Raw genomic sequence first — 14,985 nt, forward strand, 5'->3', positions numbered from 1 at the left:
GATCAGCAAGCTGAGGAACCCCATGGCTTACTCTTATTCTGAAAAGAAACGTATCCGTAAGGATTTTGGTAAACGTCCACAAGTTTTGGACATACCTTTCTTACTGTCGACGCAGTTAGAATCGTTCAAAAAGTTCTTGAATCCGGACGCTGATGGCGACCACGGTTTGGAAGCTGCTTTCCGTTCTGTGTTTCCGATCAAAAGCTACTCGGGTAATTCTGAGCTACAATACGTCAGTTATCGTATTGGTGAGCCAGTATTCGATGTAAAAGAATGTCAAATTCGCGGCGTGACTTATTCTGCTCCACTTCGCGTTAAATTACGTCTTGTGCTAATGGATAAAGACGCACCAGGCACAGTAAAAGACATTAAAGAGCAAGAAGTTTACATGGGCGAAATCCCGCTCATGACTGACACCGGTACTTTTGTTATCAACGGAACAGAGCGTGTTATCGTTTCTCAGCTACACCGTTCACCTGGTGTATTCTTTGATAACGACCGTGGTAAGTCGCACTCGTCTGGTAAAGTGCTTTATAACGCACGCGTTATTCCTTACCGTGGTTCATGGTTAGACTTTGAATTCGACGTAAAAGATAACCTTTACGTTCGTATCGACCGCCGTCGTAAATTACCTGCATCAATCATTTTACGTGCATTAGAGTTCTCTACAGAAGAGATCCTAGGCTTGTTCTTCGAAACAACTACGTTCGAAGTAACTGACGGTAAAGTATTGATGGAGCTAGTACCATCGCGTCTTCGCGGTGAAACTGCTGCATTTGATATTAAAGATGCTGACGGTGAAGTAGTGATTGAATCTGGTCGTCGTATTACTGCGCGCCACATCAAAGCACTAGAAAAGAAAGATATTAAACAACTAGAAGTACCACATGAGTACATCATTGGTCGTGTTGTTGCGAAAAACTATATCGATGAGTCAACTGGCGAAGTAATCGCTAATGCCAACGATGAGTTATCACTTGAGCTAATGGCTGAGCTTGTAAAAGCAGGTCACACTCGCATCGCAACACTTTATATTAACGACGTTGATAGTGGTGCTTACATGTCAGATACAGTGCGTATCGACTCTACAAGCAACCGCCTAGAAGCATTGGTGGAAATCTACCGCATGATGCGCCCTGGTGAGCCACCAACAAAAGAAGCTGCGGAAGCGCTATTTGACAACCTGTTCTTCTCTGAAGAGCGTTATGACTTGTCAACTGTTGGTCGTATGAAGTTCAACAGCCGTGTTGGCTATGATACAGATACAGGCCCAGGTACGCTAAGCAAAGAAGATATCGTTGCTGTTATGCGTGTATTGATCGACATCCGTAACGGTAAAGGCGAAGTGGACGATATCGACCACTTAGGTAACCGTCGTATTCGTTCAGTAGGTGAAATGGCTGAAAACCAATTCCGCGTTGGTCTAGTGCGTGTTGAACGTGCCGTGCGCGAGCGTTTGAGCTTAGGTGATCTTGATGCTGTAATGCCACAAGACTTAATTAACGCTAAGCCTATTTCAGCAGCAGTTAAAGAATTCTTCGGTTCTTCACAGCTTTCACAGTTCATGGACCAAAACAACCCGCTATCAGAAGTAACGCACAAGCGTCGTATTTCTGCTTTAGGTCCGGGCGGTCTAACGCGTGAGCGTGCAGGCTTCGAAGTACGTGACGTGCACGTAACGCACTATGGTCGCGTATGTCCTATCGAAACGCCTGAAGGTCCGAACATCGGTCTAATCAACTCGCTATCTACTTACGCGCGTACTAATGATTATGGTTTCTTAGAAACACCATATCGTAAAGTAGTTGATGGTGTTGTAACCGACGAAGTTGATTACCTATCGGCAATCGAAGAAGGTCAGTTTGTAATTGCTCAGGCAAACACAAACTTAGACGAGAACAACGAATTTATTGATGAGCAGATCCCGTGTCGTCACAAAGGTGAATCGACATTCATGGGTCGTTCTGACATTCAATATATGGACGTATCTCCACAACAGGTTATCTCTGTGGCTGCGGCACTTATTCCATTCCTTGAGCACGACGATGCTAACCGTGCATTGATGGGATCGAACATGCAACGTCAAGCAGTTCCGACGTTAAAAGCAGACAAGCCGCTAGTTGGTACTGGTATCGAGCTAACGCTTGCAAAAGACTCAGGTGTAACCATCGTTGCTAAGCGCGGCGGTGTGGTTAAGTACGCTGATGCAAGTCGTATCGTAGTTAACGTAAATGAAGAAGAACGTGTTCCAGGTGAAGCGGGTATCGATATTTACAACTTAACTAAGTACACACGTTCAAACCAAAACACCTGTATCAACCAAAAGCCAACTTGTATGGTTGGTGAGCCGGTTGTTCGCGGTGATGTACTTGCAGATGGTCCATCTACAGATTTAGGTGACCTAGCACTTGGTCAAAACTTACGTGTAGCATTCATGCCTTGGAATGGTTACAACTACGAAGACTCGATCTTGCTATCTGAGCGCGTGGTTGAAGAAGACCGTCTAACAACGATCCACATCCAAGAGCTACAGTGTATCGCACGTGATACTAAGTTAGGCCCTGAAGAAATTACAGCTGATATTCCAAACGTAGGTGAGTCTGCGCTTGGTAAGCTAGATGAATCAGGTGTTGTATACATCGGTGCTGAAGTAAAAGGCGGCGATATCCTAGTAGGTAAAGTTACGCCTAAAGGTGAAACGCAACTTACTCCTGAAGAAAAGCTACTACGCGCTATCTTCGGTGAAAAAGCATCAGATGTTAAAGACAGCTCGCTACGTGTACCAAACTCTGTAACAGGTACTGTTATTGATGTTCAAGTATTCACACGTGATGGCGTTGAAAAAGACAAACGTGCCTTAGAAGTTGAAGACATGCAGCTTCGTGAAGCGAAGAAAGACTTCAACGAAGAATTCAAGATCCTTGAAGGCGGCGTGTTAACACGTGCTCGTAATCTACTCGCTAAAGCTGGTTTCGATGAGAGCCGTATTGCAAGCCTTTCAACTGACAAGTTGCTTACACAAAGCCTAGCAGATGAAGAGCAGCAATCAGAGCTTGAGCAGTTAGCTGCACAGTATGATGAACTTAAAGCTGAATACGACAAAAAGTTTGAAAACAAACGTCGCAAGATCACTCAAGGTGATGACTTAGCGCCGGGCGTATTGAAGATTGTTAAAGTTTACCTAGCGGTTAAACGTCGTATCCAACCTGGTGATAAGATGGCGGGTCGTCACGGTAACAAGGGTGTAATCTCTACTATCGTACCAGTTGAAGACATGCCTTACGATGACAAAGGTCGTACTGTAGACATCGTATTGAACCCACTAGGTGTACCATCGCGTATGAACATCGGTCAGATCCTTGAAACTCATATGGGTCTTGCTGCGCGCGGTATCGGTGAGCGTATCGAAGAAATGCTTCAAGAACAGCGTGAACTTGCTGAATTACGTGACTTCATCAAGAAAGCGTATGAGGTAGGTGATTGCCGTCAGAAAGTTGATATTGATAGCTTCACTGATGATGAAGTGCGTCGCTTGGCTGAAAACCTTAAAGGCGGTTTACCAATTGCAACACCTGCATTTGATGGCGCTAAAGAAAGCGAAATTAAAGAGCTACTTGAGCTAGGTGGTTATCCAACAAGTGGTCAGGTAACACTTTACGATGGCCGTACTGGTGATGCATTTGAACGTCAAGTAACTGTTGGTTACATGTACATGTTGAAACTTAACCACTTGGTTGATGACAAGATGCACGCGCGTTCAACAGGTTCTTACAGCTTAGTTACTCAGCAGCCGCTGGGTGGTAAAGCACAGTTCGGTGGACAGCGTTTCGGTGAGATGGAGGTATGGGCATTAGAAGCATACGGTGCTGCCTATACACTACAGGAAATGTTGACAGTTAAGTCGGATGACGTAAACGGTCGTACCAAGATGTATAAGAACATCGTTGACGGTAACCACAAGATGGAACCGGGTATGCCTGAGTCATTCAACGTATTGCTCAAAGAAATCCGCTCACTGGGTATCAACATCGAGTTGGAAGAAAATTAATCCGACCGCCGCAGTTTAGCTGCGGCAGTTACCCTCCCAGTGGGTAGCCGGACTGAAAGAATGAAGGGGCAGGCAATGCTTGCCCTCAAGATTAACCTCCGACAGGAGAGCTAAGGTGAAAGACTTACTTAAGTTTCTGAAGCAACAAAATAAGACCGAAGAATTTGATGCGATTCGCATTGGTCTTGCTTCACCAGACATGGTGCGTTCATGGTCTTATGGTGAGGTAAAGAAACCTGAGACAATCAACTACCGTACTTTCAAGCCTGAGCGTGATGGCTTATTCTGTGCCCGTATTTTCGGCCCAGTGAAAGATTATGAGTGTTTATGTGGTAAATATAAGCGCTTAAAACACCGTGGTGTGATCTGTGAAAAATGTGGCGTTGAAGTAACGCTTACTAAAGTGCGTCGTGACCGTATGGGTCACATCGAGCTGGCGAGCCCAGTTGCGCATATCTGGTTCTTAAAATCATTACCATCTCGTATCGGCTTAATGCTAGATATGACATTGCGTGATATTGAGCGAGTACTTTACTTCGAATCGTTCGTAGTAACTGAGCCTGGTATGACAACGCTTGAGCGTGGTCAACTTTTAGGTGAAGAAGAGTACCTAGATGCACTAGAAGAGCACGGTGATGAATTCGAAGCGAAGATGGGTGCAGAAGCTGTACTTGATTTGCTACGCGAGCTAGACCTTGCGCAATTAATCGCTGAAATGCGTGAAGAGTTACCAACAATCAACTCTGAAACTAAGCGTAAGAAGATCACTAAGCGCCTTAAGCTAATGGAATCTTTCCACCAATCAGGTAACAACCCTGAGTGGATGATCATGAGCGTGCTTCCGGTTCTTCCACCAGACTTACGTCCACTAGTCCCACTAGATGGCGGTCGTTTTGCTACGTCTGATCTGAACGATTTATATCGTCGTGTTATCAACCGTAACAACCGTTTGAAGCGCCTATTAGATTTAGCTGCACCAGATATTATCGTACGTAACGAAAAACGTATGTTACAAGAAGCGGTTGATGCGCTACTTGATAACGGTCGTCGTGGCCGTGCGATCACAGGTTCTAACAAGCGTCCTCTTAAGTCGCTTGCAGATATGATCAAAGGTAAGCAAGGTCGTTTCCGTCAAAACCTTCTTGGTAAGCGTGTTGACTACTCAGGCCGTTCTGTAATCACCGTTGGTCCTACGCTTAAATTGCACCAGTGTGGTCTTCCTAAGAAGATGGCACTTGAGCTATTCAAGCCATTTATCTACGGTAAATTAGAGCGCCGTGGTATGGCAACAACCATCAAAGCTGCGAAGAAGATGGTTGAGCGTGAAGTTCCTGAGGTTTGGGACGTACTAGACGAAGTAATTCGTGAGCACCCAGTTCTTCTGAACCGTGCACCGACACTTCACCGTCTTGGTATCCAAGCATTCGAACCGGTACTTATCGAAGGTAAAGCGATCCACCTGCACCCACTAGTGTGTGCGGCATACAACGCTGACTTCGACGGTGACCAAATGGCGGTACACGTACCGTTAACAATTGAAGCACAGCTTGAAGCCCGTGCGCTGATGATGTCGACTAACAACATCCTATCGCCAGCGAACGGTGAGCCAATCATCGTACCTTCACAGGACGTTGTACTAGGTCTTTACTACATGACGCGCGACCGTATTAACGGTAAAGGTGAAGGCATTGTATTTAAAGATCAAAAAGAAGCTGAAAAAGCATACCGTACAGGTACTGCTGAACTTCATGCACGTGTAAAAGTACGTATTACTGAAACACGTATTGATGAAGAAACCAAAGAACGTTCAGAAGTAACTGAGATCATTGATACGACAGTAGGTCGTGCAATTTTATCTCTAGTGTTGCCAGAGGGCTTGCCGTTTGAGCTTATCAACAAACCACTAGGTAAAAAGCAGATTTCTGGTCTTCTAAACGAGTGTTACCGTCGTCTTGGTCTAAAAGATACAGTGGTATTTGCTGACCAAGTGATGTACACCGGTTTCCATTATGCGATGAAGTCAGGTGTTTCAATCGGTATTGATGACTTAGTTATCCCACCAGTGAAAGCTGAAATCATTGAAAATGCTGAAGCAGAAGTAAATGAAATTAACCAACAGTTCCAATCAGGTCTTGTAACTGCGGGTGAGAAATACAACAAAGTTATCGATATCTGGTCACGTGTTAACGAAAACTTATCACGTGAGATGATGGCGAACTTGTCAAAAGACACCGTTATCAACGCTAAAGGTGAAGAAGAAGAGCAACCATCATTTAACTCAGTGTTTATGATGGCCGACTCAGGTGCTCGTGGTAGTGCCGCTCAGATCCGTCAGCTAGCTGGTATGCGTGGTCTAATGGCTCGTCCTGATGGTTCAATCATCGAAACACCTATCACGGCTAACTTCCGTGAAGGTCTAAACGTACTACAGTACTTCATCTCAACCCACGGTGCGCGTAAAGGTCTTGCCGATACGGCACTTAAGACAGCGAACTCGGGTTACCTAACTCGTCGTTTAGTAGACGTGGCACAAGACTTAGTTATCAATGATGACGATTGTGGCACATTAGACGGTCTAACAATGAAGCCGCTCATTGAAGGTGGTGACGTTGTAGAGCCACTACGCGAGCGTGTATTAGGTCGTGTTGTTGCTGAAGACGTTGTTAAGCCAGGTACTGATGAAGTATTAGTTGAGCGTAATATCATGCTTGACGAAAAACTGTGTGACCTTTTAGAAGAGCACTCAGTGGACGAAGTACGTGTACGTTCAGTTATCACGTGTGATAACGACTTTGGTGTTTGTGCTAAGTGTTACGGTCGTGACCTTGCACGCGGTCACTTGATCAACGCGGGTGAGTCTGTTGGTGTTATCGCTGCTCAATCAATCGGTGAGCCGGGTACACAGCTTACGATGCGTACGTTCCACATTGGTGGTGCGGCATCACGAGCATCAGCTGAGAACAGCGTACAAGTTAAGACTAACGGTAACCTAAAACTACATAATGCTAAGTATGTATTAAATACAGATGGCAAGATTGTAATTACGTCACGTTCAACTGAAATCACTATCATTGATGAACATGGTCGTGAGAAAGAACGTTATAAAGTACCTTACGGTGCGGTATTAACGGTTCAAGACGGTGCTGACGTTAAAGGTAACGACATTGTTGCTACTTGGGACCCGCATAGTCACCCAATCATCATTGAGCACGAATCTAAGATCACGTTCTCAGATATCGATGATAGCAACACTGAAGCGCAAACTGACGAACTAACGGGTCTAACCCGTGTGGTTGTTAAAGACTTGTCTAAGGTTAACGCGAAAGAACCTAAGCTAATCGTTGAAAACGATGAGCGTGGTTTACAAGAGATCCGTCTTCCTTCGTTTACTACGATTGAAATCACCGATGGCGCAACAGCGCTACCAGGTGCGGTTCTTGCGCGTATTCCTCAAGAAGGTTCGAAAACTCGCGACATCACCGGTGGTCTACCGCGCGTAGCGGACTTATTCGAAGCGCGTAAACCAAAAGATCCTGCAATTCTTGCTGAGATCACAGGTACAATTAGCTTTGGTAAAGAGACTAAAGGTAAGAAGCGTTTAGTTATCACGCCTGAACAAGGTGATGCATACGAAGAGATGATCCCGAAATGGCGTCAGCTTAACGTGTTCGAAGGTGAGCAGGTTTCTAAAGGTGAAGTTATCGCCGATGGTCCTGAGTCTCCACATGACATCTTACGTCTACGTGGTGTGACTGACGTATCTAACTACATCGTAAACGAAGTACAAGAAGTATATCGTTTACAAGGTGTAAAGATTAACGATAAGCACATTGAGACTATCATTCGCCAGATGCTACGTAAGTGTATTATCCTAGATGGTGGTGACTCTGAGTTCTTAACAGGTGAACAAGTTGAAGTGGCACGCGTTAATATCGCGAACCGTGAGCTTGAAAAGCAAGGTAGGATCCCAGCTAAGTTTGAAATTCAGCTAATGGGTATTACTAAAGCATCACTTGCAACTGAGTCGTTCATTTCAGCTGCGTCTTTCCAAGAAACAACGCGTGTTCTTACAGAAGCTGCTGTTAATGGTAAGAGCGATGAGTTACGTGGTCTGAAAGAAAACGTAATCGTAGGTCGCTTAATTCCAGCTGGTACTGGTTTTGCGTATCACCAAGAGCGTATTAACCGTCGTAAGCAAGCTGAAACACCTGTTGAAGAGCAAACCGTAAGTGCAGAAGAGGCAACTCAAGCACTAACTGATGCACTAAATGCTGATTTACTAGGTGGTAACGAGTAACTCGTTACCTTATGGTAGGTAAAAATGAAGAAGCAGCTCACAGAGCTGCTTTTTTTTGGACTGACATTTGACCTATATTTTGTGCTGTTTGAGCAAGTCTATTGTCTTTGTTTGATAGCATCGAATTGCAAGAAATGTTATCCTAGGCACTGCTTCATATGCAGCACAATCGGAACATATCAAATTCCAAATCTATGCAACCTGTTGGCAGTGATTTTTGTCAAAAAAGTTAAAATCACTGTTAAAAACTGCAAATTTCCTACTCAAAGCGCGGTTTTTATTGACAGGTCAATCTTTGCTCATTAAAATTCGGCCACCCATTTATTCGTTCCACGAAAGTGGCGAGAAATTTGGGACGATTTTATATTTTTTCAGTAGTAATTTTTAACTAATCAGGAGCTATTTAATGGCAACTATTAACCAGCTAGTGCGTAAGCCACGTCGTAGCAAGGTTACAAAAAGTAACTCAGCTGCGCTTAAAGCTTGTCCGCAAAAGCGTGGTGTATGTACTCGCGTATATACAACTACACCTAAGAAACCAAACTCTGCATTACGTAAAGTAGCACGTGTGCGTTTAACTAACGGTTTCGAAGTAACTTCATACATCGGTGGTGAAGGTCACAACTTACAAGAGCACAGTGTAATTCTAATCCGTGGTGGTCGTGTTAAAGACTTACCTGGTGTGCGTTTCCACACTGTTCGTGGTGCACTTGACTGTGCCGGCGTAAACGACCGTAGACAGGCTCGTTCTAAGTACGGTGCAAAACGCCCTAAGGGCTAATGGTTCTCCGTTAGTAAGGCCAAGCACTTAAGTTTTAATTTGTAAATAATTTGTTTTGGGAGTCGCCCAAAAAGGCGAACCTGAAGATACCGGAGATATAAAATGCCTAGAAGACGCGTAATAGGTCAACGTAAAATTCTTCCAGATCCTAAGTTCGGATCGGAACTTCTTGCTAAATTCGTTAACGTAGTAATGTTAGACGGCAAGAAATCTACTGCTGAAAAAATCGTATACGGTGCGTTAGACGTGGCTGCTGAGAAATCAGGCAAGTCGCACCTAGAAATCTTTGAAGCTGCACTTGAAAATGTACGCCCAGCGGTAGAGGTTAAATCTCGCCGTGTTGGTGGTTCTACATACCAAGTACCAGTTGAAGTACGTCCAGTTCGTCGCAACGCATTAGGTATGCGTTGGTTGGTTGAAGCTGCACGTAAGCGTGGCGAGAAATCTATGGGCTTACGTTTAGCTCAAGAAATCGTTGACGCAGCTGAAAACAAAGGCACTGCGGTTAAGAAACGTGAAGACGTTCACCGTATGGCTGAAGCGAACAAAGCATTCGCTCACTACCGTTGGTAATCTGCTAACACCCTTTAAGAGGATAATATGGCACGTACAACTCCTATTGAGCGCTATCGTAACATCGGTATTTGTGCTCACGTAGATGCAGGCAAAACCACCACGACAGAACGTGTTCTGTTCTACACGGGTCTTTCTCATAAGATCGGTGAAGTTCACGATGGTGCTGCAACTATGGACTGGATGGAGCAGGAGCAGGAGCGTGGTATCACAATCACGTCTGCTGCAACCACGTGTTTCTGGAAGGGAATGGACGCGCAATTTGACGACCATCGTATCAATATTATTGATACTCCAGGACACGTAGACTTTACCATTGAAGTAGAACGTTCTTTACGTGTACTCGATGGTGCAGTTGTCGTGTTGTGTGCTTCATCAGGTGTACAGCCACAAACAGAAACAGTTTGGCGTCAGGCGAACAAATACGAAGTACCACGCTTGGTTTTCGTAAACAAAATGGATCGTACTGGCGCAGACTTCCTTGCTGTTGTGGGACAGGTGAAATCTCGCCTGGGCGCCACACCTGTGCCTATTCAGCTACCTATTGGTGCTGAAGACGAATTTAAAGGTGTTATCGATCTCATCAAAATGAAAGCCATCAACTGGAATAATGAAGACCAGGGGATGACGTTCAGTTATGAAGAGATCCCTGCAGAACTTCTAGACTTAGCTGAAGAGTGGCGTTCTCACATGGTTGAGAGCGCAGCTGAAGCGTCTGAAGAACTAATGGATAAATATTTAGATGACGGTGAACTGAGCGAAGCTGAAATAAAGGCTGCGCTTCGTAAGCGTACATTGGCCAATGAAATTGTGCCAATGACCTGTGGTAGTGCATTCAAGAACAAAGGCGTACAAGCTGTGCTTGACGCTGTGATTGAATACATGCCATCACCTACTGAAGTTAAAGAGATCCAGGGTATTCTTGAAGATGACTCTGAAGGAACTCGTCCTGCAGATGATAGCGCGCCGTTCTCGGCGTTGGCATTCAAAATAGCCACAGACCCATTTGTAGGAACTTTAACTTTCTTCCGCGTTTACTCTGGTACTGTTAAGCAGGGTGATGCGGTATATAACCCGGTTAAAAGCAAAAAAGAGCGTTTGGGCCGTATCGTTCAAATGCATGCAAACTCTCGTGAAGAGATCAAAGAAGTACGTGCTGGTGACATTGCGGCTGCTATTGGTCTAAAAGATGTCACCACGGGTGACACATTATGTTCACAAGAAGCTGTTATTACTTTAGAGCGTATGGAATTTCCAGAGCCAGTGATTTCAGTTGCAGTTGAGCCAAAAACCGTAGCTGACCAAGACAAAATGGGTATCGCGCTAAGTAAACTAGCGGCAGAAGACCCATCATTCCGTGTAGAAACGGATGAAGAGTCAGGCCAAACGATCATCTCTGGTATGGGTGAACTACACTTAGATATCATTGTTGATCGTATGAAACGTGAATTCAGCGTTGAGTGTAACGTTGGTAAACCTCAAGTAGCATACCGTGAAACGATTCGTAAAACGGTTGAAGCAGAAGGTAAATTCGTACGTCAGTCTGGTGGTCGTGGTCAATATGGTCATGTTTGGCTTAAGCTTGAGCCGATGGATATCTCTGATGATGAGGCTCCAACATACGAGTTCGTGAACGAAGTCGTGGGCGGTGTAGTACCAAAAGAGTATATTCCAGCGGTTGATAAAGGTATTCAAGAGCAGATGCGACAAGGTGTACTTGCCGGTTATCCGCTATTGGGTGTTAAAGCGACGTTGTTTGATGGCTCGTTCCATGACGTAGACTCAAACGAAATGGCGTTTAGAATCGCAGGTTCAATTGGCTTTAAAACCGGTGCGCTACAGGCTGATCCGATCATTTTAGAGCCAGTTATGAAAGTTGAAGTTATCACCCCTGAAGCTAACATGGGTGATGTAGTAGGTGATTTAAACCGTCGTCGTGGCATAATTGAAGGCATGGAAGATGCGCTTGGTGGCTTGAAGCAGATTAACGCACAAGTACCGCTTTCTGAAATGTTTGGTTATGCAACCGATCTTCGTTCTGCTACACAAGGTCGTGCCTCGTACTCTATGGAATTTTCCAAGTACGCAGAAGCGGCTAAGAGTGTGGCTGACACAATTATTGCAGCTCGCGCTGTTAAGTAATTTTAGTTCGGTCCGGTCTCTAAGGGCTGGACTTTAATTTCTTTATAGGAATTTTTTAAGATGGCAAAAGAAAAGTTTGAACGCGTAAAACCGCACGTAAACGTAGGTACAATCGGCCACGTTGACCACGGTAAAACAACTCTAACAGCAGCAATCACAAACGTGCTAGCAAAGCACTATGGTGGTCAAGCTAAAGACTTCGCATCAATCGATAACGCTCCAGAAGAGCGTGAGCGTGGTATCACAATCAACACTTCACACGTTGAATACGATACACCAACACGTCACTACGCACACGTAGACTGTCCAGGACACGCTGACTATGTTAAAAACATGATCACGGGTGCTGCACAGATGGACGGCGCGATCCTAGTAGTAGCAGCTACTGACGGTCCTATGCCTCAAACACGTGAGCACATCCTACTTTCACGTCAAGTTGGTGTACCTTACATCATCGTATTCATGAACAAATGTGACATGGTTGACGACGAAGAGCTTCTAGAGCTAGTAGAGATGGAAGTACGTGAGCTACTTTCAGAGTACGACTTCCCAGGTGATGACCTACCACTAATCCAAGGTTCAGCGCTTCAAGCACTTCAAGGCGACGCAGCTTGGGAACAAAAAATTCTAGAGCTTGCAGAAGCACTAGACACGTACATTCCAGAGCCAGAGCGTGCAATCGATAAGCCATTCATCATGCCTATCGAAGACGTATTCTCAATCCAAGGTCGTGGTACAGTAGTAACAGGCCGTGTAGAAGCTGGTATTATCAACGTGAACGACGAAGTAGAAATCGTAGGTATCAAAGATACAACGAAGACAACTTGTACGGGTGTTGAGATGTTCCGTAAGCTTCTAGATGAAGGTCGTGCGGGTGAGAACATCGGTGCACTACTACGTGGTACTAAGCGTGACGAAGTTGAACGTGGTCAAGTACTATGTAAGCCTGGTTCAATCAAGCCACACACTAAATTCACTTCAGAAGTATACGTACTTTCTAAAGATGAAGGTGGTCGTCATACTCCGTTCTTCAAAGGTTACCGTCCACAGTTCTACTTCCGTACAACTGACGTAACAGGTAACGTAGAGTTACCAGAAGGCGTAGAAATGGTAATGCCTGGTGACAACATCAAGATGACTGTAGAGCTAATCGTACCAATCGCGATGGACGAAGGTTTACGCTTCGCAATCCGTGAAGGTGGCCGTACAGTAGGTGCTGGTGTTGTAGCTACAATCATTGAGTAATCAATAGATTGCAGTAACACTGTAAAAAAGGTCACTTAGGTGGCCTTTTTTAATGCCTGAGATTTTGGTCGTAGGTCGGATAAGCGAAGCGCCATCCGACGGAGTGAGTCTCGTAGCGGTTGTTAGATTGGCTTACTTCACCTTGCGCAAAAGGAATGTAAGCACTGCGCGCTTTGTCATTAAACTTTTGCACTATATTCACCTTACGAAAAAGGAAGCGACCTCACTTCGTTCGCAGTCGTTAACCCTTTACACCTTAATCACCTTGCGCAAAAAGAGCGTATTCGCTTCGCTCAAGTCGCTAATCCTTTGCACGAATTCACCTTGCGCGAAAGGAATGTGAGCGCTTTGCCAAAAATCACTATCTTTTTAACACCAACTATCACGTCGTTATGCTCATTAAGTTTGTTTCACAAGTCATTCGTGATTAGTTAATCACTTTTCACTTGAACTCTTATACCAATATACCAATCCGCAATAACACTTAATCCTTTTGAAGGATTAAACCTGACGACAGCTGCGTTAAAAATTTCTCATTTAGAACAACTAAATAGAATCAGTGAATACAGGTTCAATCAGTTTGGTTTATGCTTCTGAAAACCTCGTCAGCCCAAGCAGCTTCATGGGTCATAGTTTCTTAAAGTTAAATGGCAAACATGGGCGTGAGCACGCGGTATCTTATTTTACTGACGTTGATAGCATTAATGTGCCTAAGCTATTGTTTGAGTCAATAGTCACGGGAAAGAGCGGTCACTTTGTAGTTTCTCCTTACTCAGAAAGTGAGCAGTTCTACGGGAAAATCGAATCTAGAAACATTTATGAATATCATTTAGGGTTGAGTGAATATGAGGTAAAACTCATCACGCTGCATTTGTGGGAGCTGAAAAACCGCAGAATAGATTACTTTTTTCATACGCACAATTGCGCAACAATCACTTTGGATATTTTAGGTGTTGTCGAACCCAAGATGATTCAATCGCAATCGGCTTGGTTGACGCCTTTAGATGTTGTGAAAGTAGTTAATCAGAGTCGACTGGTTTCCAATTCAACAATTACTCCATCACTCAATTGGCAGTTGCGTGCTTATGGTAAAAATTTATCTGGTGACAAAAAGCAGCAGTTTAGTCAGTGGCTAATTAGTGGCAACGTGCCGAGATTAGACGGGACAGGTGCTGATAAGCTTTTGACTGGCAAATACCTTTTAGCGCTAAATCAGTACTTATTTGACCAAAAAAGTATCACGCAAGTGTTATGGCAGAACAATCAGGCAAAAATTAATACTCTAGTTGACAAGTTAAGTAGCTTGGAGATTGATGTTAGCAATTTTAAAAACCCATTAAACCGACTTGGTGACAGTCAAATGTCATTCAGCCTATTTACGAATAACCAAGAGCAATACTTATCTGTAAAAGCAATTCCTGCTTCTCATTTGAGCAGTGATGATAATAGACATGCGTTTTCTGAGTCTTCATTGCAGCTAATAAGCCCTAAAATTATCCTTTCTGATGATAGCGTTAAATTAGACGAGTTCACTTTATATGGTATTTCTCAATATATCCCCTATGAGCCTGTTGTTAATGGGTTATCAGGTTATTTTACTATGGCTTATAGTGGCTTTGACACAAACCGATTTAAAAACGAAAATGAGGTTTTCGTGGATGGTGGGATAGGGCTAAGCTTTCAACCAATGGCCGCTTTGCAATACTATGGAACCATAGGTATTGCCTTTGTAACAGATACAAAAAAATCATGGATAGAAAGCAAGTTGGAAGCAGGTTTGTGAATCGCCCCGAGTTTGCCAGAGACTCAATAACTTGAGAAACTGGAACTATGAAAAAATCAAATCGCTATACACCAGAATTTCGTGAACGTGCAGTAAGACTTGTTACTACTCAACAG

At 44.2% G+C, this 14,985-nt stretch carries 8 protein-coding genes; 7 read left to right on the forward strand and 1 reads right to left on the reverse strand.

The genetic code is table 11. From position 1 onward, the window contains the following. Positions 1-22: 22 nt before the first annotated feature. The 6 genes from rpoB (at position 23) to tuf (ending at position 13,086) form a co-directional block, all read left to right on the forward strand. Positions 23-4,048, forward strand: coding sequence for a DNA-directed RNA polymerase subunit beta (gene rpoB / locus HC733_RS13855; protein ID WP_190365636.1), 4,026 nt, complete (start codon positions 23-25; stop codon positions 4,046-4,048). A gap of 115 nt (positions 4,049-4,163) precedes the next feature. Next, a complete protein-coding gene (gene rpoC / locus HC733_RS13860; protein WP_190365637.1) occupies positions 4,164-8,345 on the forward strand; it encodes a DNA-directed RNA polymerase subunit beta' in 4,182 nt (1,393 codons plus the stop codon). Between the two features lie 406 nt (positions 8,346-8,751). Then, entirely contained in the window at positions 8,752-9,126 is a 375-nt protein-coding gene (gene rpsL, locus HC733_RS13865; RefSeq protein WP_010367657.1) for a 30S ribosomal protein S12, read from the forward strand. 102 nt (positions 9,127-9,228) lie between these two features. Beyond that, positions 9,229-9,699, forward strand: a complete 471-nt coding sequence (gene rpsG, locus HC733_RS13870; RefSeq protein ID WP_190365638.1) for a 30S ribosomal protein S7 — start codon at positions 9,229-9,231, stop codon at positions 9,697-9,699. A 27-nt stretch (positions 9,700-9,726) separates the two neighbouring features. Then, positions 9,727-11,841, forward strand: coding sequence for an elongation factor G (gene fusA / locus HC733_RS13875; protein WP_190365639.1), 2,115 nt, complete (start codon positions 9,727-9,729; stop codon positions 11,839-11,841). Between the two features lie 60 nt (positions 11,842-11,901). Next, on the forward strand, positions 11,902-13,086 hold the full coding sequence (gene tuf, locus HC733_RS13880) for an elongation factor Tu (RefSeq protein ID WP_190365618.1): 1,185 nt from the start codon (positions 11,902-11,904) through the stop codon (positions 13,084-13,086). Between the two features lie 49 nt (positions 13,087-13,135). On the opposite strand, the gene HC733_RS13885 is transcribed toward tuf, so the two are convergent. After that, positions 13,136-13,279, reverse strand: a complete 144-nt coding sequence (locus HC733_RS13885) for a hypothetical protein (RefSeq protein WP_190365640.1) — start codon at positions 13,277-13,279, stop codon at positions 13,136-13,138. Between the two features lie 366 nt (positions 13,280-13,645). On the opposite strand from HC733_RS13885, the gene HC733_RS13890 reads away from it, so the two are divergent. After that, positions 13,646-14,869: a lipoprotein N-acyltransferase Lnb domain-containing protein gene (locus HC733_RS13890; protein ID WP_190365641.1), complete on the forward strand. Its 1,224-nt coding sequence runs from the start codon at positions 13,646-13,648 to the stop codon at positions 14,867-14,869. The last annotated feature ends 116 nt before the right edge of the window (positions 14,870-14,985 follow it).

This window comes from Pseudoalteromonas sp. S16_S37 (genome assembly GCF_014694405.1).
Classification (GTDB): domain Bacteria; phylum Pseudomonadota; class Gammaproteobacteria; order Enterobacterales; family Alteromonadaceae; genus Pseudoalteromonas.

Excerpts from the sequence above, each read along its gene's own strand:
- rpsG (WP_190365638.1), top strand. The coding sequence starts at position 9,229 with ATGCCTAGAAGACGCGTAATAGGTCAACGTAAAATTCTTCCAGATCCT.
- rpoB (WP_190365636.1), top strand. The coding sequence starts at position 23 with ATGGCTTACTCTTATTCTGAAAAGAAACGTATCCGTAAGGATTTTGGT.
- rpsL (WP_010367657.1), top strand. The coding sequence starts at position 8,752 with ATGGCAACTATTAACCAGCTAGTGCGTAAGCCACGTCGTAGCAAGGTT.
- fusA (WP_190365639.1), top strand. The coding sequence starts at position 9,727 with ATGGCACGTACAACTCCTATTGAGCGCTATCGTAACATCGGTATTTGT.
- tuf (WP_190365618.1), top strand. The coding sequence starts at position 11,902 with ATGGCAAAAGAAAAGTTTGAACGCGTAAAACCGCACGTAAACGTAGGT.